Annotated in this window: 17 protein-coding genes; 9 read left to right on the forward strand and 8 right to left on the reverse strand. The window is 73.6% G+C overall.

What is annotated here, in order from left to right; genetic code table 11:
• Positions 1–32 precede the first annotated feature (32 nt).
• The 3 genes from Sco07f_RS13150 to Sco07f_RS13160 all read left to right on the forward strand — a co-directional run bounded on the left by Sco07f_RS13150 (position 33) and on the right by Sco07f_RS13160 (position 3,306).
• Positions 33–821 (forward strand): electron transfer flavoprotein subunit beta/FixA family protein, encoded by a 789-nt coding sequence (locus Sco07f_RS13150; RefSeq protein ID WP_007446884.1) that lies wholly within the window; start codon positions 33–35, stop codon positions 819–821.
• 55 nt (positions 822–876) lie between these two features.
• Entirely contained in the window at positions 877–1,839 is a 963-nt protein-coding gene (locus Sco07f_RS13155; RefSeq protein WP_087792188.1) for an electron transfer flavoprotein subunit alpha/FixB family protein, read from the forward strand.
• Positions 1,840–2,007: 168 nt separating this feature from the next.
• The gene (locus Sco07f_RS13160) at positions 2,008–3,306 is read left to right on the forward strand and encodes a DUF6986 family protein (protein WP_007446882.1); all 1,299 of its coding nucleotides are present in this window, start codon (positions 2,008–2,010) and stop codon (positions 3,304–3,306) included.
• Here the strand turns inward: Sco07f_RS13160 and Sco07f_RS13165 are convergent.
• Both Sco07f_RS13165 and Sco07f_RS13170 read right to left on the reverse strand, forming a co-directional pair.
• A complete protein-coding gene (locus Sco07f_RS13165) occupies positions 3,287–4,159 on the reverse strand; it encodes a hypothetical protein (RefSeq protein ID WP_108987939.1) in 873 nt (290 codons plus the stop codon). The two genes, Sco07f_RS13160 and Sco07f_RS13165, sit on opposite strands and share 20 nt — an antisense overlap.
• Positions 4,160–4,198: 39 nt before the next feature.
• Positions 4,199–5,275: a LacI family DNA-binding transcriptional regulator gene (locus Sco07f_RS13170; protein WP_164143652.1), complete on the reverse strand. Its 1,077-nt coding sequence runs from the start codon at positions 5,273–5,275 to the stop codon at positions 4,199–4,201.
• Between the two features lie 214 nt (positions 5,276–5,489).
• Here Sco07f_RS13170 and Sco07f_RS13175 point away from each other — a divergent pair, with 214 nt between their 5' ends.
• From Sco07f_RS13175 to Sco07f_RS13185, 3 genes are all read left to right on the forward strand, one after another.
• Complete coding sequence (locus Sco07f_RS13175; RefSeq protein ID WP_108987940.1) at positions 5,490–6,446, forward strand: ROK family protein; 957 nt, start codon at positions 5,490–5,492, stop codon at positions 6,444–6,446.
• A gap of 414 nt (positions 6,447–6,860) precedes the next feature.
• Entirely contained in the window at positions 6,861–7,055 is a 195-nt protein-coding gene (locus tag Sco07f_RS13180) for a hypothetical protein (protein ID WP_042823092.1), read from the forward strand.
• Positions 7,056–7,221: 166 nt separating this feature from the next.
• On the forward strand, positions 7,222–8,265 hold the full coding sequence (locus Sco07f_RS13185; protein WP_108987941.1) for an NUDIX hydrolase: 1,044 nt from the start codon (positions 7,222–7,224) through the stop codon (positions 8,263–8,265).
• A gap of 61 nt (positions 8,266–8,326) precedes the next feature.
• On the opposite strand, the gene Sco07f_RS13190 is transcribed toward Sco07f_RS13185, so the two are convergent.
• Positions 8,327–8,830 (reverse strand): MBL fold metallo-hydrolase, encoded by a 504-nt coding sequence (locus Sco07f_RS13190; RefSeq protein WP_369695773.1) that lies wholly within the window; start codon positions 8,828–8,830, stop codon positions 8,327–8,329.
• 75 nt (positions 8,831–8,905) lie between these two features.
• On the reverse strand, positions 8,906–10,261 hold the full coding sequence (locus Sco07f_RS13195) for a dipeptidase (RefSeq protein WP_007446878.1): 1,356 nt from the start codon (positions 10,259–10,261) through the stop codon (positions 8,906–8,908).
• 144 nt (positions 10,262–10,405) lie between these two features.
• Between Sco07f_RS13195 and Sco07f_RS13200 the strand changes: the two genes are divergently transcribed.
• The 3 genes from Sco07f_RS13200 (at position 10,406) to Sco07f_RS13210 (ending at position 13,752) form a co-directional block, all read left to right on the forward strand.
• Positions 10,406–11,692 carry a geranylgeranyl reductase family protein gene (locus Sco07f_RS13200; RefSeq protein ID WP_108987942.1) on the forward strand — a complete coding sequence of 429 codons (1,287 nt, stop codon included), beginning with the start codon at positions 10,406–10,408 and terminating at the stop codon, positions 11,690–11,692.
• A 96-nt stretch (positions 11,693–11,788) separates the two neighbouring features.
• Positions 11,789–13,090, forward strand: coding sequence for a sensor histidine kinase (locus tag Sco07f_RS13205; protein WP_108987943.1), 1,302 nt, complete (start codon positions 11,789–11,791; stop codon positions 13,088–13,090).
• Positions 13,087–13,752: a response regulator transcription factor gene (locus Sco07f_RS13210; RefSeq protein WP_108987944.1), complete on the forward strand. Its 666-nt coding sequence runs from the start codon at positions 13,087–13,089 to the stop codon at positions 13,750–13,752. Before Sco07f_RS13205 ends, Sco07f_RS13210 begins: the two co-directional genes overlap by 4 nt.
• Here Sco07f_RS13210 and Sco07f_RS13215 read toward each other — a convergent pair.
• From Sco07f_RS13215 to Sco07f_RS13230, 4 genes are all read right to left on the reverse strand, one after another.
• Positions 13,713–13,997, reverse strand: a complete 285-nt coding sequence (locus tag Sco07f_RS13215; RefSeq protein WP_108987945.1) for a DUF6332 family protein — start codon at positions 13,995–13,997, stop codon at positions 13,713–13,715. The genes Sco07f_RS13210 and Sco07f_RS13215 overlap by 40 nt on opposite strands.
• A gap of 46 nt (positions 13,998–14,043) precedes the next feature.
• Positions 14,044–15,228, reverse strand: a complete 1,185-nt coding sequence (locus tag Sco07f_RS13220; protein ID WP_108987946.1) for an MFS transporter — start codon at positions 15,226–15,228, stop codon at positions 14,044–14,046.
• A 191-nt stretch (positions 15,229–15,419) separates the two neighbouring features.
• Positions 15,420–16,799 (reverse strand): GH1 family beta-glucosidase, encoded by a 1,380-nt coding sequence (locus Sco07f_RS13225; protein ID WP_054102815.1) that lies wholly within the window; start codon positions 16,797–16,799, stop codon positions 15,420–15,422.
• Positions 16,800–16,830: 31 nt separating this feature from the next.
• A complete protein-coding gene (locus Sco07f_RS13230) occupies positions 16,831–17,658 on the reverse strand; it encodes a carbohydrate ABC transporter permease (RefSeq protein WP_007388309.1) in 828 nt (275 codons plus the stop codon).

Here is a 17,658-nt window from a genome sequence, read left to right on the forward strand (position 1 = left end):
CACAGAAATGTCGACGCAGTAGGAGAGCCGGCGTGAGCTTGAGGATCGTTGTCACTGTGAAGTACGTGCCCGACGCCACTGGCGACCGGCACTTCGCCGATGACCTGACCGTCGACCGGGACGACGTGGACGGTCTGCTCTCCGAGCTGGACGAGTACGCGGTCGAACAGGCGCTGCAGATCTCTGAGAACTCGGACGACGACGTCGAGGTCACCGTCCTGACGGTGGGTCCCGAGGACGCCAAGGACGCGCTGCGCAAGGCGTTGTCCATGGGCGCGGACAAGGCGATCCACGTCGAGGACGACGACCTGCACGGCACCGACGCGATCGGCACCTCCCTGGTGCTGGCCAAGGCGGTCGAGAAGGCCGGTTACGACCTGGTCGTCTCCGGCATGGCCTCCACCGACGGCACCATGGGCGTCGTCCCCGCGCTGCTCGCCGAGCGCCTGGGCGTGCCGCAGGTGACGCTGCTGTCCGAGGTGTCGGTCGAGGGCGGCACGGTCAAGGGCCGCCGCGACGGCGACTCCGCCACGGAGCAGCTGGAGGCCTCCCTGCCGGCGGTCGTGTCGGTCACCGACCAGTCGGGTGAGGCGCGTTACCCGTCCTTCAAGGGCATCATGGCGGCGAAGAAGAAGCCGGTGGAGTCCTGGGACCTCTCCGACCTCGAGATCGACGAGGACGAGGTCGGCCTGGAGAACGCCTACACGGTCGTCGAATCGGCCGCCGAGCGTCCGGCGCGCTCCGCGGGCACGATCGTCAAGGACGAGGGCGAGGGCGGCAAGCAGCTCGCCGAGTTCCTCGCGGGCCAGAAGTTCATCTGAGGCCCTGCCGCCCTTACCGCCCCTCATCTTTCGCAAGCAGGAGAGAAGAAGTCCCATGGCTGAAGTTCTCGTCTACGTCGATCACGTGGACGGTGCCGTCCGCAAGCCGACCCTGGAGCTGCTGACGCTGGCCCGCCGCGTCGGCGAGCCCGTCGCCGTCGCGCTGGGCAACGGTGCCGGTGACACCGCCGCCGCCCTCGCCGAGCACGGCGCGGTGAAGGTCCTCACCCACGAGGCCGCCGAGTACGCCGACTACCTGGTCGTGCCGAAGGTCGACGCCCTCCAGGCCGCCGTCGCCGCCGTCTCCCCGGCCGCCGTGCTGGTCCCCTCCTCCGCCGAGGGCAAGGAGATCGCCGCCCGCCTGGCGCTGCGCCTGGGCTCCGGCGTCATCACCGACGCCGTCGACCTGGAGGCCGGCGACGAGGGCCCGGTGGCCACCCAGTCGGTGTTCGCCGCCGCCTTCACCACCAAGTCCCGCGTCTCCAAGGGCACCCCGGTCATCACGGTCAAGCCGAACTCGGCCGCCGTCGAGGCCGCCCCGGCCGCCGGTGCGGTCGAGGCCCTGTCGGTCTCCTTCTCCGCCGCCGCGACCGGCACCAAGGTCACCTCGCGCACGCCGCGCGAGTCGACCGGCCGTCCGGAGCTGACCGAGGCCGCGATCGTCGTCTCCGGCGGCCGCGGCGTCAACGGCGCGGAGAACTTCGCGATCATCGAGGCGCTCGCCGACTCCCTCGGTGCGGCCGTCGGTGCCTCGCGCGCCGCGGTGGACGCGGGCTGGTACCCGCACACCAACCAGGTCGGGCAGACCGGCAAGTCCGTCTCCCCGCAGCTGTACATCGCCTCCGGCATCTCCGGCGCGATCCAGCACCGCGCCGGCATGCAGACCTCGAAGACGATCGTGGCGATCAACAAGGACGCCGAGGCCCCGATCTTCGAGCTGGTCGACTACGGCGTCGTCGGCGACCTCTTCGACGTCGTCCCGCAGCTCACCGACGAGGTCAAGACCCGCAAGGGCTGACCCTTCCCGCCGCTCCGCACACCGAGGCCCCCGGAGACGTCCACGGACGTCGCGGGGGCCTCGGTGCGCGCGCAGGATGGTGTTGACCGGCGAGAGACCGGCAGATAACTTCACTCTACGGATAACAGATTCCGTTCAGCGGAAAAATGAACATCAGGAGGGTGTCGAATGGGTCAGCAGGAGAAGGTGGCAACGAGCCTCGCGGGCGCCGTCGGCGAGGAGATCAGTGCCTCCCTCGCACCGGTCGACGCGGAGCTGGAGCGCCGCTACCCCGGAGACCCGGGCACTCGCCAGCCCGTCCACACCGTCTACGTACCCGGTGACGTCTTCGCCGCCGACACCGTCCGCTCCTGGGGCGACCGGGCGCTCGCCGCCCTCGACGAACACGCCCCGGACGCCGCCTCCTTCGCCGCCGTCCTCGGCCTCGCCGACGACCTCGCCGAGCCCGTGTACACCCGCGTACGCGCCAAACTGGAGCGCGAGCCGATCGAGGACCTGCGCGTCGACTTCGAGGACGGCTACGGCAACCGTACGGACGCCGAGGAGGACGAGGCGGCCGCCCGCGCCGCCCGGCTGATCGCGGAGGCGTACGAGCAGGGCACGGCCGCCCCGTACATGGGCATCCGCATGAAGTGCATGGAGGCTCCGGTGCGCGCCCGGGGCATCCGCACCCTCGACGTCTTCCTCAGCGGCCTGCTGGAGGCCGGCGGCCTGCCCGAAGGACTCGTCCTCACCCTGCCCAAGGTGACCTACCCGGAGCAGGTCACCGCCATGGTGCGGCTCCTGGAGGCCTTCGAGGAGGCGCGCGGCCTCACGCCCGGCCGGATCGGCTTCGAGATCCAGATCGAGACCAGCCAGTCCATCCTCGCCGCCGACGGCACCGCCACCGTCGCCCGCATGATCCAGGCCGCCGAGGGCCGCGCCACCGGCCTGCACTACGGCACCTTCGACTACAGCGCCTGCCTCGGCGTCTCCGCCGCCCACCAGGCCAGCGACCACCCGGCCGCCGACCACGCCAAGGCGGTCATGCAGGTCGCCGCCGCCGGGACCGGCGTACGCGTCTCGGACGGCTCGACCAACGTCCTGCCGGTCGGCCCCACCGCGCAGGTCCACGACGCCTGGCGCCTGCACTACGGCCTCACCCGCCGCGCGCTGGCCCGCGCCTACTACCAGGGCTGGGACATGCACCCCGGCCACATCCCCACCCGGTACGCCGCCGTCTTCGCCTTCTACCGCGAGGGCTTCGAACAGGCCGCCGCCCGCCTCGCCCGCTACGCCAACCGCACCGGCGGCGACGTGATGGACGAGCCCGCCACCGCCAAGGCCCTCAGCGGCTACCTGCTGCGCGGCCTGGACTGCGGCGCGCTCGACATCGGCGAGGTCGCCCGGCTGACCGGCCTGACCCGCGCCGACCTGGAGGGCTTCTCGGGCCCGCGGCGCGGCGACCTCACGGCATCGGCGCAGTAGGTCCCGCCGACGGCGTCCGGCCCCCGGCGAGGGGATCGTCCGGCCCGGAGCCCGCGTACCGCTCCAGGCCGGACGCCGTCACCCGCTGCTCCTCGGCGAACAGCCGCGTCCCCCGGTCGCACAGCCGCCGGTCCGCGCGCGCCCGCGCGCAGAACTCCTCCGGCGTCACGCCGAACAGCTCCCGCAGCCGGGCCGACCCGTGCAGCAGTTCGGTGATCAGGGGCCGCTGCTCGCCCGGATGCCGCCGTGGCGCGCCGGTGCCGTCGTGCAGAACCCCGTGCCGGTTGACGTACGCGTACGCGCCGCGCAGTACCGAGCCGTCCCCGGGCTCGACACGCACGTCCGGGGCGGGCAGCCAGACCCGGTCGAAGTTGCCGCCCGCCATCGGCACGCCCTCGCTCGCGTCGATCACCGCGAGCTGCCCGGCGTCGAGCCACAGGACGAACAGCTCCCGCACGGAGCCAGGGGCACCCACCGGCGAGGCGGACACGTAGCCCATGCGGCTCACGTGCGCGGAGACGCCGATGTCCAGCCCCGTGACCCGCGACCTCACCATCGGGATCGGCGAGCCGATGCCGAACTCGGCCATCTTGTGCCGCAGCTGACCGGGGCTCGCGTTGGAGCCGATCGCCAGCACCGGCACCCGGCCCTCCCCCTCCTCCCACTCCTGACACGACGGCCGGTCCAGCGGCAGCAGCCGGTCCCCGTCCAGCAGCCCGGACTCGCGGGGCCACGCCCCCGGGTACAGCAGCGGTTCCTCGCGCGGCACACCGTCAAGCCCGAGCGCCCGCAGCGTGCGGTCGCCGCCGGGCGGCGGCGCGGGCTCGCGGCCCTCGGACGGTGGTTGCGACACGGTGGGTCTCCTCCCGGCGGCCGGGGCGGCGCGGTCCGCTCAGTCCGACGGCGGCAGCTCGCCCGAACCCCGGGTGACCAGCCTGGTCGGCAGTTCGATGCGGTCGGGGGCGAGGAGGGTGCCGTCCAGCTGCCGGAAGAGCCGCTCGGCCGCGGTGCGACCGAGGGCGGCGGCGTCCTGCGCGACCACGGTGACGCCCGGCTGGAGCAGGTCGGCCAGCTCGATGTCGTCGAAGCCGACCAGGGCGACGCCCCTGGTGTGTCCGGCCAGGACCCGGATCACGGTCACCGTCACCCGGTTGTTGCCGGTGAAGATCGCGGTGACCGGATGCGGGTCGGCGAGCATCTCCTCGGCTGCCCGGCGCACCCGCTCGGGGTCGGTGACCCCCAGGGACATCCAGGCGTCCTCGACCGGTATGCCCGCGTCCTCCATGGCCGCCCGGTAGCCGCGCAGCCGCTCGGCGGCGGTGTGGATGCGGGGCATGTCCCCGATGAAACCGATCCTGCGGTGCCCGTGCGCGATCAGGTGGGCCACGCCGTCGCGGGCCCCGCCGAAGTTGTCGGAGACCACCACGTCCGCGTCGATCTGCCCGGCCGGCCGGTCCACGAACACCGTGGCGACGCCCGCCTTCAGCTCGGGCTCCAGATAGCGATGGTCGTCCCCGGCCGGGATGACCACAAGACCGTCCACGCGCCGCGCGCACAGGGCGAGGACCAGTTCCTGCTCGCGCTCCGGGTCCTCCGCGCTGGACCCGTTGATCAGCAGGGCGCCGTGGGCGCGGGCCACCTCCTCGACGGCGCGGCTGAGCGGCCCGTAGAACGGGTCGGCCAGGTCCTCCAGGACCAGGCCGATGCTCGCGGTGCGGCCCTTGCGGAGCACCCGCGCGCTGTCGTTGCGGCGGAAGCCCAGCGCGTCGATGGCCTCCTGGACGCGGCGCTCGGTCTCCGGGGTGACGCCGGGCTCTCCGTTGACCACCCGGGAGACGGTCTTGAGGCCGACTCCCGCCCGGGCTGCCACGTCCTTCATGGTCGGGCGGTTGCCGTAACGGTTCCCGGGGAGGCGGTCTGCGCGGCGGGTCACGTCGGGCACGATGCGGTGTCCTGTCCTGTCGTCCACGGGATTGCGTCGGCTCCTGCTGTCCGGGGGGATGTGTCGGTCATGGGCTTGTATGAGGATGTGGCGTCGAGCATAGAGCCTGGACAACGTTGTCAGATGCGGGAGACACTGTCCATCGCACTCTCCGGCCCTCGTCCCCATCACGGGGCCGGTTGCCGCGCGCTCGTGTTGTACGGCTTTTTCGCTTTCGGTCCGACGGGGAGATCCGACTCTGATGCACACCGACCTAGTGGCAGCGCTGGACATCGGCGGCACCAAGATCGCCGGCGCGCTGGTGGACGGCCACGGCCGCATCCAGGCGCGCGCACAGCGTGCGACACCCGCCCGGGAGGACGGTGACACCGTGATGGGGGCCGTCGAGGCCGTCCTCGCGGAACTGGCCACGTCGCCGCTGTGGGGCCGGGCCGCGGCCGTCGGAATCGGCAGCGCGGGCCCCGTGGACGCCTCGGCGGGCACGGTCAGCCCGGTGAACGTGCCCGGCTGGCGCGACTACCCGCTGGTCCGCCGGGTCCGGGCGGCCACCGGGGGCCTGCCCGTCGAACTGATCGGCGACGGGGTGGCCATCACGGCGGCCGAACACTGGCAGGGCGCCGCCCGCGGGCACGACAACGCGCTGTGCATGGTGGTCTCGACCGGCGTCGGCGGCGGTCTGGTGCTGGGCGGCCGGCTGCACCCGGGGCCGACCGGCAACGCCGGCCACATCGGCCACATCAGCGTCGACCTGGACGGCGACCCCTGCCCGTGCGGTGCGCGCGGCTGCGTGGAGCGCATAGCCAGCGGCCCCAACATCGCCCGCCGCGCCCTGGAAGGGGGCTGGGTGCCCCGCCCCGACGGCGACACCTCCGCCGCCGCGGTCGCCGCCGCCGCCCGGCTGGGCGACCCCGTCGCCGTCGCGTCCTTCGAGCGGGCCGCGCAGGCGCTGGCCGCCGGTATCGCCGCGACCGCGACCCTCGTCGAGATCGACATCGCCGTGGTCGGCGGGGGAGTGGGCAAGGCGGGGGACGTCCTCTTCGCCCCCCTGCGCAAGGCGCTGACCGACTACGCGACGCTGTCCTTCGTCCAGCGCCTGGTGGTCGTCCCCGCCCAGATGGGAACGGACGCCGGACTGGTCGGCGCGGCCGCGGCTGCCCTGTCGCGGACGGCGGGCGCGACGACCGCGGCGCACGTCTGAGCACGGGCGGGTGCGGCGAGTGCCGCGCACGTCTGGGCGCGGCGGGGCGACGGCCGCGGTGCATGTCTGGGCGCGGGCGGGTGCGGGTGGGTGCCACGGCCGCCGTGCGTGTGTGGGCACCCGCCTCGGGCCGGCTGCCTGGACGTCATGGACGAAGCGGGTGCGAGGACCGTCGCGCCCGTCCCGCTACGGCGGGCGTCACGGCCGTCGCGCCGGTCCGGGCGCGGGAGCCGGTACGCACCCGCCGCGGGGCGTCAGGGCAGGGCGGGTTGTGCGACGACCGTCGCGGGACGTCCGGGTTCGGCGGCTGCGGCCGCCCTGCGGGTCCGGCCCGGGGGCCGGTGGGAACCGGGGTCTTCCGAGGCTTGCCCGTCCTGCCCGTGACCCCGGCGCGTCGGCGTAGTTGAACGGGGCATGAAGAAGCGCAGCATGCTCGCCCTCGCGTCCCTCGCCACCGGCTTCGTCGTGGCGGCCGTCAGCCCGTCCCACGCGGCCCCGAGCGAGCTCCCGCTCGGTCTCGGGGTCGACGACACCGTCAGCACCCTCCAGGACACCGTCGCCACCGAGAGCCTGACCCTCGACGACGACGCCCTGGGACAGCGGGGCTGACACCCGCCGGCCGGGCCCGCACGCCCGGCCGGACCGCACGGCGCCGGTGCCCCCGAGGGGTGCCGGCGCCGTTGTCATATGCCCTTTCACGCGGCTCAACTCGGCCTGGTTTCCGTGGCAGGGTGAAGCGGGCAAGCCACAGGGGGCCAACAGAAGAGGGGGACCTGTGACCGTCGTCTGGATCAACGGCGCGTTCGGTGCGGGGAAGACCACCACCGCACGGGAACTGATCGAACTGATCCCGAACAGCACACTCTTCGACCCCGAGGTCGTCGGCGGCGCGCTCGCGCAGCTGCTGCCGCCCAAACGCCTGGCCGAGGTGGGGGACTTCCAGGACCTGCCGATCTGGCGCCGGCTGGTGATCGACACGGCGGCCGCGCTGCTGGCCGACCTCGGCGGGACGCTCGTGGTCCCGATGACCCTGCTGCGTCAGGAGTACCGGGACGAGATCTTCGGTGGCCTCGCCGCCCGCCGGATCGAGGTCCGGCACGTCCTGCTGGCTCCGGCCGAAACGATCCTGCGCGAGCGGATAGCGAGCCGCGAGATACCCGAGGGCCTCCCGGACGGCGAGATGCGGGTCCGGCAGTGGTCCTACGACCACATCGAGCCCTACCGCGCGGCCCTCGCCTCCTGGCTCACCGCCGACGCCCATCCCGTCGACACCGGCGCCCTCACCCCGTACGAGGCCGCCGCCCGGGTCGCCGAGGCCGTCGGCACGGGGGAGGCACCGGCCTGCGAGATCGTGCAGACTCCGGAGCCCACCGGCGAGACCGTCGCCGCCGGTGTCCTGCTCTTCGACGACCGGGACCGGGTCCTGCTCGTCGACCCCACCTACAAACCCGGCTGGGAGTTCCCCGGCGGCGTCGTGGAACCCGGCGAGGCGCCGGCCCGGGCCGGTATGCGCGAGGTCGCCGAGGAGACCGGGCTCTGCCTCGACGACGTACCGGCCCTGCTCGTCGTCGACTGGGAACCACCGGCACCCCCCGCCCACGGCGGCCTGCGGCTGCTGTTCGACGGCGGACGGCTCGACTCCGCGGACGCCGACCGGGTCCTGCTGCCCGCCTCCGAGCTGCGCGCCTGGCGCTTCGCCACCGAGGACGAGGCCGCCGCCCTGCTGCCCCCGGTCCGCTACGAGCGGCTGCGCTGGGCGCTGCGGGCCCGGGAGCGCGGTGCCGCCCACTATCTGGAGGCGGGCACGCCGGTCGGCTGAGACCGCCCGGGGACTCCGTACGTCCGCGCCGCCGCGCGCAGCACGTCCCCGGCCCGTGCGGTCACCGGATCCCCGATGACCGAAACAGGTACAGGGCGATGCTCCCGTCCGTGTACCCGGCGCATGGACCACCCGCGTCCCGCCGCCGAAGTCCAGGACGTCCCCGTCCGTCCACCACCTCCGCCACCCGGGCCGGCCGGTCGAAGCCGCCGCGCGGGAGTCGCCGCAGGGCGTCCTCGTGCGGCGGGCGCTCCCAGTCCTCCAGCGGGGGCGGCGGGCGGGGCACCTCCCCGCGCACGACGGGCGCGTCCAGGGCGTGCGCCACCACGTCGGCCCCGGCGAGCGCGCCGGCCTCGGCCGCCCCGCCCGCACGGTCCTCGTGGAAGTGGGTGGGCACGACCCGTCGCACGCGGCCGGCGGCCCGCGCGTACGCGGCGATCCGCGCACCGCACCCGGCATGCCCGGCGTCGATCGGCGTCACCTCGTCCCCGTCACGCCGGAGATGGGCCCGACCGACCGGGAAGCGCAGCAGGTGCGGACGCGGGAGGAGTCCGACGACGTCCACGGGACGACCGTGGGCAGGGCCCCGCCGGGTGGCGAGGCCCCTCTGCCGACGGCCGGACCCGGAACGCGACCCGGCTCAGCCCGCCGCGTAATTGAGCAGGAAGTGCGCCTCCGCCACCGACAGCCGCTCCAGCTCCTCGGGGGAGACGCTCTCGTTCACGGCGTGGATCTGCGCCTCCGGCTCACTCAGCCCGATCAGCAGGATCTCCGCGTCCGGGTAGAGAGCCGCCAGCGTGTTGCACAGCGGGATGGAGCCGCCCTGACCGGCGTACTGCATCTCCTCGCCGGGGTACGCCACCGCCATCGCGTCGGCCATGGCCTGGTACGCCGGGCTGGTGGTGTCGGCACGGAACGCCTGGCCCTGGCCGATCTGCTCGACGGCGACCCGGGCGCCCCACGGCGTCCGCGCCTCCAGGTGGGCCCGGAGCAGCTTGGTGGCCTCGGCCGCGTCCACGCCCGGCGGCACGCGCAGGCTCACCAGCGCCCGCGCGCCCGCCTGCACCGACGGGGTGGCGCCGACGACCGGCGGGCAGTCGATGCCGAGCACCGTGACGGCCGGCCGCGCCCAGATGCGGTCGGCGACCGAACCGGAACCGATCAGCTCCACGCCGTCCAGCACGCGCGCGTCCCGGCGGAACTGCTCCTCGTCGTAGGCGAGGCCCTCCCACTCGCTGTCCGCCGCGAGGCCGTCGACGGTCGTCGAGCCGTCCTCGGCGCGCAGCGAGTCCAGTACGCGGATCAGGGCGGCCAGCGCGTCGGGCGCCGCGCCGCCGAACTGTCCGGAGTGCAGGTTGCCTTCGAGCGTGTCGACCTTCACCCGCAGCAGCGTCATGCCGCGCAGCGTGGAGGTGACCGTCGGCAGTCCGACGCGGAAGTTGCCCGCGTCGCCGATGACGATGGTGTCGGCGGCCAGCAGGTCCGGGTGCGCCTCGGCGTACCGCTCGAGGCCGCCCGTGCCCTGCTCCTCCGAACCCTCGGCGATGACCTTGACGTGCACCGGCACGCCGCCGTTCGCCTTGAGCGCGCGCAGCGCCAGCAGGTGCATCAGCACACCGCCCTTGCAGTCCGCGGCGCCGCGCCCGTACCAGCGGCCGTCGCGCTCGGTCAGCTCGAACGGGGGAGTGAGCCACCCGGCCTCGTCCAGCGGCGGCTGCACGTCGTAGTGGGCGTACAGCAGCACCGTCTTCGCGCCCTCGGGGCCGGGCAGGTACCCGTACACCGACTGCGTGCCGTCGGGGGTGTCGAGCAGGGCCACGTCCTGGAAACCCTCGGCGCGCAGCGCCGTCGCTATCCAGTCCGCGGCGCCCTCGCTCTCACTGCGCGGGAACTGGTCGAAGTCGGCCACCGACTTGAAGGCCACCAGCGCGGCGAGTTCCTCCTTCGCGCGGGGCATCAGCGAAGCGACGGTCTCGGCGACCGGATTCGGCGACATGGGCACGCTCCTTGTGGGTGCGACGTTGTACCAAGGAGTACTTGGAATGATGGGCCGATCCTCCCACAGTGGCCTGCGGCGATGCCCGCCGTAGGATGCGGGGGTCAGGTGCGGCAGGCGGTTTGATCGGAGCAGTAGACCATCGTGAGCAGCGAGAACTCTTCGGCGGACGACGCGCGTCAGGTCTGGGACGTGGTCGTGGTGGGCGCGGGACCGGCGGGGGCATCGGCCGCCTACGCGGCGGCGGTCGCGGGGCGGCGCGTGCTGTTGCTGGAGAAGGCCGAGCTGCCCCGCTACAAAACGTGCGGCGGAGGCATCATCGGCCCCTCGCGCGACACCCTCCCACCCGGCTTCGAGCTGCCCTTCCAGGACCGGGTGCACGCGGTGACCTTCTCGAACAACGGGCGCTTCACCCGGACCCGGCGCTCCCGGCAGATGCTGTTCGGGCTGATCAACCGGCCCGAATTCGACCTTCAGCTGGTCGAGCACGCCCAGAAGGCGGGCGCCGAGCTGCGCACCGGGGCCACCGTGACCCGGGTGGAGCAGCACGGGTCGGCGGTCCCGGACCGGCGCACGGTCGCCGTCGTCCTCCAGGGCGGCGAGACCGTGCTGGCCCGGGCCGTCGTCGGCGCGGACGGCAGCGCCAGCCGGATAGGCGCCCACGTCGGGGTGAAGCTGGACCAGGTCGACCTCGGCCTGGAGGCGGAGATCCCGGTGCCCGAGACGGTCGCCGAGGACTGGAAGGGCCGGGTGCTCATCGACTGGGGCCCGATCCCCGGCAGTTACGGCTGGGTCTTCCCCAAGGGCGACACGCTGACGGTCGGGGTCATCTCGGCGCGCGGCGAGGGCGCGGCGACCAAGCGGTATCTGGAGGACTTCGTGGCCCGGCTCGGGCTGGCCGGTTTCGAACCGAGCATCTCCTCCGGTCATCTGACGCGTTGCCGCGCGGACGACTCGCCGCTGTCGCGCGGCCGCGTCCTGGTGTGCGGCGACGCGGCCGGGCTGCTGGAGCCGTGGACCCGCGAGGGCATCTCCTTCGCGCTGCGCTCGGGCCGGCTCGCGGGGGAGTGGGCGGTCCGCGTCTCCGAGGCGCACGACGCGGTGGACGCGCGCAAGCAGGCCCTGAACTACGCGTTCGCCATCAAGGCCGGGCTCGGCGTGGAGATGAGCGTCGGCAAGCGGATGCTGACGGTGTTCGAGCGCCGGCCCGGGCTGTTCCACGCGGCCCTGACGGGGTTCCGTCCGGCGTGGAAGGCGTTCAAGGACATCACGCAGGGCTCGACCTCGCTGGGCGAGCTGGTCCGCGGCCATCCGCTGGCGCAGCGGGCACTGGCGGCGATGGACCGGCGTGCGGAGCCGGCCGCACCGTCCGACCCGCCCGCGTCGTCCGCTCCGTCCGAGCCGGCGGCGGGGGAGACGGCCGGCCCCTGACCTCTCGCCCGCGAAGGGCGTACTTCGCCGGGAGTACGCGTGGTCACCACGCGCGGGTGACGCCGCCCGACGTGCCAGGCGTCTAGCGTGGCGGGCATGGACGGACAGCACGAGCCCGGGGGCCGGGCACCGCGGTGGTGGCGGCACGGGCCCGCGTGGTGGGACCGGCGGGGCGACGAGGAGCGCCGCCCCCGGTGGCCCTGGCGCTCCACGGTGCTCGTCACGGCGTTCGTGCTGTTCGGCTCGAACTTCGCCGCCCACGCCCAGGCCGCCGAGCGGGCCGCCCTGGACCCCTTCGCGCGGGTGCTGCTGTTCGTGACGGGCGCCGCCCTGCTGTGGCGGCGGCGGTATCCGGTGGCGGTCGTGTTCGGCACCGCGGTCACCACCCTGGTCTACCTCGGCGCCGGATACCCGTACGGCCCGGTGTTCGTGGCCGTCGCGGTGGCCTGCTTCAGTGCCGTCGTCGCCGGGCACCGCAAGGCCGCGTGGGCGGCGATGGGGACGCTGTGGGCCGGACACGCCCTGCTGGCGCACTGGCTCTACCGGTGGCTGCCGCCGTCCGGGGACTCGGCCGCGTCCTGGGGGCAGGAGCTGGTCGTCGCCACCTGGGTCGTGGCGATCGCGGCCCTGTCGGAGCTGGCCCGGGCCCGCCGCGAGCAGTGGGCCCGGGAACGGGCCGAGCGGGCCCAGGCGGCACGCCGGCGCGCCGACGAGGAGCGGCTGCGGATCGCCCGCGAGCTGCACGACGTACTCGCGCACAGCATCTCCGTCATCAACGTGCAGGCGGGCGTCGGACTGGCCCTCCTGGACACCGACCCGGAGCAGGCCCGATCCGCGCTCACCACCATCAAGGACCAGAGCAAGGAGGCGCTCGGCGAGGTGCGGCAGGTGCTCGACACCCTGCGCACCCCCGGGGACGCGCCCCGCGCTCCGGCCCCCGGCCTCGACCGGCTCCCCGAACTGGTCGAGCAGGCGGCGAGCGCCGGTCTGACCGTCGAGGTGTCGGGGAAGGCCCCGCGTCTGTCGCCGGGAACCGATCTCGCCGCGTTCCGCATCGTGCAGGAGGCACTCACCAACGTCGTGCGGCACTCGGGTTCGCGGCACGCGCGGGTCCGCCTCGAGAGGGACGGGAGCACACTGCGGCTGCGCGTCGACGACGACGGCCCCGCGACGGGCGCCGAGGCGGGCGGCAGCGGCAACGGGCTGGCCGGGATGCGGGAGCGCGCCGCGGCCCTCGGTGGCACCATCGAGGCGGGCCCGCGTCCCGACGGCGGCTTCCGGGTACTGGCGACCCTGCCGGCCGACGTGAAGGACACGGCGCACGCGGAAGGAACCGACGCACGTGAGGACACGGCGCACGTGAAGCACACGACGCAGGTGAAGGGGGACGACCGGTGATCCGCGTACTGCTCGCCGACGACCAGTCGCTGGTCCGGGCCGGGTTCCGGGCGCTGCTGGACGCGCAGTCGGACATCGAGGTGGTCGCGGAGGCCGCCGACGGTGAGGAGGCGGTGCGCTCGATCCGCGAACTGCGCCCAGACGTCGTCCTCATGGACATCCGCATGCCGCTGCTGGACGGCCTCGCCGCGACCCGCGAGGTCACCGGTGACGCCGGGCTCCACGACGTGAAGGTGGTCATGCTCACCACCTTCGAACTCGACGAGTACGTCTTCGAGGCGATCCGCTCCGGCGCCTCCGGATTCCTGGTCAAGGACACCGAACCCGAGGAACTCCTGCGCGCCGTCCGTGCGGTGGTGGACGGCGACGCGCTGCTGTCACCGGGGGTGACGCGCCGGCTGATCGCCGAGTTCGCGGCCCGCTCCAAGGAGCCCGCGGCGGCCGGCGAGATGGCCCGGCTCACCGAGCGGGAGCGCGAGGTGATGGCACTGGTCGGCATCGGACTGTCCAACGAGGAGATCGCCCGGCGACTCGTCGTCAGTCCGCTGACCGCCAAGACCCACGTCAGCCGCACCATGGTGAAGCTGGGCGCCCGCGACCGGGCCCAACTGGTGGTCCTCGCCTACGAGTCCGGGCTGGTGCGGCCGGGCTGGCTCGGCTGACCACCCCGCGCGAACCGGACCAGCACGCTCACCACCCGGACGAGGAACACCACCACGGCCGACACCGCCCCGGACCCGACGAGCGCGGCGCGCGGTCCGCCCGTCAGACCGAAGAGATACGCCGGTCCCGCCACCGCCCCGAACAGCACGGCAGCCGCGAACGCCGCGCTGCACAGGGCGTAGCCGATCTCGACCGTGACGGCGTCCCTTTCGCGCTGCGAGCGCCGTCCCCCGTTGGTGTCCATGTCGTGAAGTGTCCCAGAGCGGGCGGGTGTTCGGGGGAGACCCGCCTCAGCCGGCCACCCCCGCGCGCCGTGTGGCCACCGCGACCAGCACCGCGACCGCCGCGAGCGCCGCCACGCTGGTGAGCGCCGTCGGGAGGGAGAACCAGTCGGCCATGAAACCGATCGCGGGCGGGCCCAGCAGCATGCCGCCGTAGCCCAGCGTGGAGGCGGTCGCGACACCGCTCGGGCCGCCGAGCGCTCCGGCCCGCTCGACCGCGACCGGGAAGATGTTGGCGAGGCCGAGGCCGGTGATCGCGAAGCCGAACAGCGCCACCCCTACGGACGGGGCGAGCGAGCCGAGCAGCATGCCGGCCACGGCGGTGGTGCCGCCGGCCACGACCGTGGCCGTCCGGCCCAGCCGCTCCAGCAGCGTCGTCCCGGTCAGCCGGCCGACGGTCATGGCGAGCGCGAAGCACGAGTACCCCGCGGCCGCCAGGCCCGGCGAGGCGTCGAGGTCCTGCTCCAGGTGCAGGGCGCCCCAGTCGGCCATGGCGCCCTCGCCGTACGCCGTGCACAGCGCGATCAGCCCGAAGGTGACGACGAGGCGGCGGGTACGGCGGTCCCGGCGGCGCGGGGCGCCGTCCCGTCCGGAGTTCTCCTCGGGGGCGCGGTCCGGCGGCACGGCGGGCTCGCAGCGCAACAGGGCACGGCCCGCGACCAGGGTGACCAGCAGACCGGTCACGGTGAGCGCGAGCAGATGCCGCGTCGGCGACAACGACCCGGCGACCAGGCCGCCCAGCCCCGCACCGACCATGCCGCCGAGGCTGAACGCCGCGTGGAAGCTGGGCATGATCGGGCGCCCCAGTACGGCCACCAGGTCGACGGCGGCGCTGTTGAAGGCGACGTTGATCCCGCCGTACGCGCTCCCGAACACCAGGAGCACGGCGCCGAGGGCGAGCGCCGAGTGGGTGAGCGGGGGCAGCGCGATGCTGAGGCAGAGCAGGACCGCGCAGGCGACGGTGACGGGATGGCTGCCGTAGCGGCGGACCAGCCGGCCGGTGAGCGTCATGGTGACGACGGCACCGGCCGAGACACCGAGCAGGGCGAGGCCCAGGGCGCTGGCGGAGGCGCCGGTCTGCTCCTTGATGGCGGGGATGCGGACCACCCAGCCGGCGAAGACGAAGCCGTCGAGGGCGAAGAAGGCGGTCAGAGCGGCACGGAGACGGGTGAGGTCGTCGCGGGTGCCCGGCACGGCGCTGTGCGATCGGGCTTTGTTTATTTGCGGCACAAAATCAGGCTAGAGGTGGGGCCGCACACGGGCAAGGCTGCTTTCAGGACCCGCCCCACCGCCCCACCGCCCACCGCCCCACCGCGCCGCCGCGCGCCGATGCCGAGGGCAGCCGCCCGGCGGCCCTCGGCACCCGTGCCCCGCCCCCCGCTCCGTCAGCCGCGCTGCGCGGCGATCATCTCCCGGTACCAGCGGTAGCTGTCCTTCGGCGTGCGCTCCTGCGTGTCGTAGTCGACCCGCACGATGCCGAAGCGCTTGTCGTAGCCGTACGCCCACTCGAAGTTGTCCAGCAGCGACCACACGTAGTACCCGCGCACGTCCACGCCCGCGTCGATCGCCGCCCGCAGCGCGGTGAGGTGGTCGCGCAGGTAGGCGACCCGGTCCGCGTCGTGCACCGTGCCGTCGGCGGCGGGCGCGTCGTCCTCCGCCGAGCCGTTCTCGGTGATGTGGACGGGCGGAAGCGCGTCGCCGTACCGCTCCTTCAGGGCAACGAGCAGGTCGGTGAAGCTGTCCGGCACGACCGGCCAGTCCATCGCCGTGTGCCGCACGCCGGGGAGCCGTACCTCCTCGTACCGGTTGTCCGTGGCCACCCGCCGCGCCGGGTCGCCCTCGCGGTGCGGGGCGTCGGCGACCACGATCGGCCGATAGTAGTTGACGCCGAGGAAGTCCAGCGGCTGGGAGATCAGCTCCAGGTCGCCCTCCCGCCTGAAGTCCTCCCCGGTGATCAGCTCGCCCCAGGTCTCCTCCTCGGTGGCCGGGTAGCGGCCCGCGAGGATCGGCTCGGTCCACACCAGGTTGTGCTGGGTGTCCGCGCGGACCACCGCCGCCAGATCGTCGGGGGAGCCGGTGGCGGGCAGGTTGCGGTCGAGGTTGAGCGTGATGCCGACCTCGCGGACCCCGGCCGCGCGCAGCGCCTGCACGGCCAGCCCGTGGCCGACCAGCAGGTGGTGGGCGGCGGCGAGCGCGCCCCGGCCCTCCTTCGCGCCGGGCGCGTGCCGGCCGATGGAGTAGCCGAGGAAGGAACTGCACCACGGCTCGTTGAGGGTGATCCAGCGCGGTACCCGGTCGCCCAGGTGCTCGGCGACCACCGCCGTGTACTCGGCGAACCGCTCCGCCGTCTCCCGCACCCGCCAGCCCCCGACGTCTTCGAGTGCCTGCGGCAGGTCCCAGTGGTAGAGGGTGGCGGCCGGCTCGATGCCCGCCGCGAGCAGTTCGTCCACCAGGCGGGAGTAGAAGTCCAGACCCTTCGGGTTCACCGCGCCCGAGCCGTCCGGCACGACGCGGGGCCAGGCGATCGAGAAGCGGTACGAGTCCACGCCCAGGTCGCGCAGCAGAGCCACGTCCTCGGGGTAGCGGTGGTAGTGGTCGCAGGCCACGTCACCCGTGTCGCCGTTCACGACCAGACCGGGGGTGCGGCTATAGGTGTCCCAGATCGACGGACCGCGTCCGTCCTCGGCCGCCGCGCCCTCGATCTGGTACGAGGCGGTCGCGGCGCCGAAGACGAAACCGGGCGGGAAACCGGGGTAGTCGCTCATGCTGTACAGCTCAATTCCATGTGTACGGGGTTCACTTGACGGAGCCGCCGGTGATCCCGGCGGCGATGTACTTCTGGGCGAGGACGAGGAGGATCGCGGCGGGCACCGCCGACAGCACCGACGCGGCCATCACCGAGCCCCAGTCGCCGACGTGCGCGCCGATGTACTGGTAGATGCCCAGGGTGATGGGCTTGACCTCGTCGGTCGTGTTCAGGGTGAGCGCGAACATGAAGTCGCTCCACGAGAACAGGAACGCGAACAGCCCGGACGTGATCAGCGAGTTGCGGCTCATCGGCAGCACCACCCGCACGAAGGTGCGGACCGGTCCGGCTCCGTCGATCTGCGCGGCCTCGATCACCTCGCCCGGGATCGAGACCATGAAGGAGCGCATCAGCACGATGGAGAACGGGATGCCCAGCGAGGCGTCCGCCAGCATCAGGCCGAAGTAGGAGTTGACCAGGCCCAGGTCGACGTAGGAGTTGTAGAGCGCGTTGGCGATGACGATGCCCGGCACCATCTGGGTGATCAGCGTGCCGAACACGATGGTGCGCGAGCCGCGCAGCCCGAACCGTGCGAGCCCGTAGGCCGCCGGTGCCGAGATCGCCAGGCAGATGGCGACCGCGCCCAGCGAGACCGCCAGCGACGTCAGCAGGTGACCGCCCTGGTCGCTGATCGCCTTGGAGAAGCCGGAGAAGTCCAGGCCGCCCGGCACCGGGTCGACCTGGAGCAGTCCCGAGTCGGGCTGGAGCGCGGTGTTGAGCATCCAGTACAGCGGGAACAGCATCACGCACAGGATGAGAACGCCGGCGACGGTGGAACCCCAGCGGCGCCGGGAGGCGGTGGGCGTGTGCGAGGCCAT

The sequence above is a fragment of the Streptomyces coelicoflavus genome, from assembly GCF_003112555.1.
Classification (GTDB): domain Bacteria; phylum Actinomycetota; class Actinomycetes; order Streptomycetales; family Streptomycetaceae; genus Streptomyces; species Streptomyces coelicoflavus.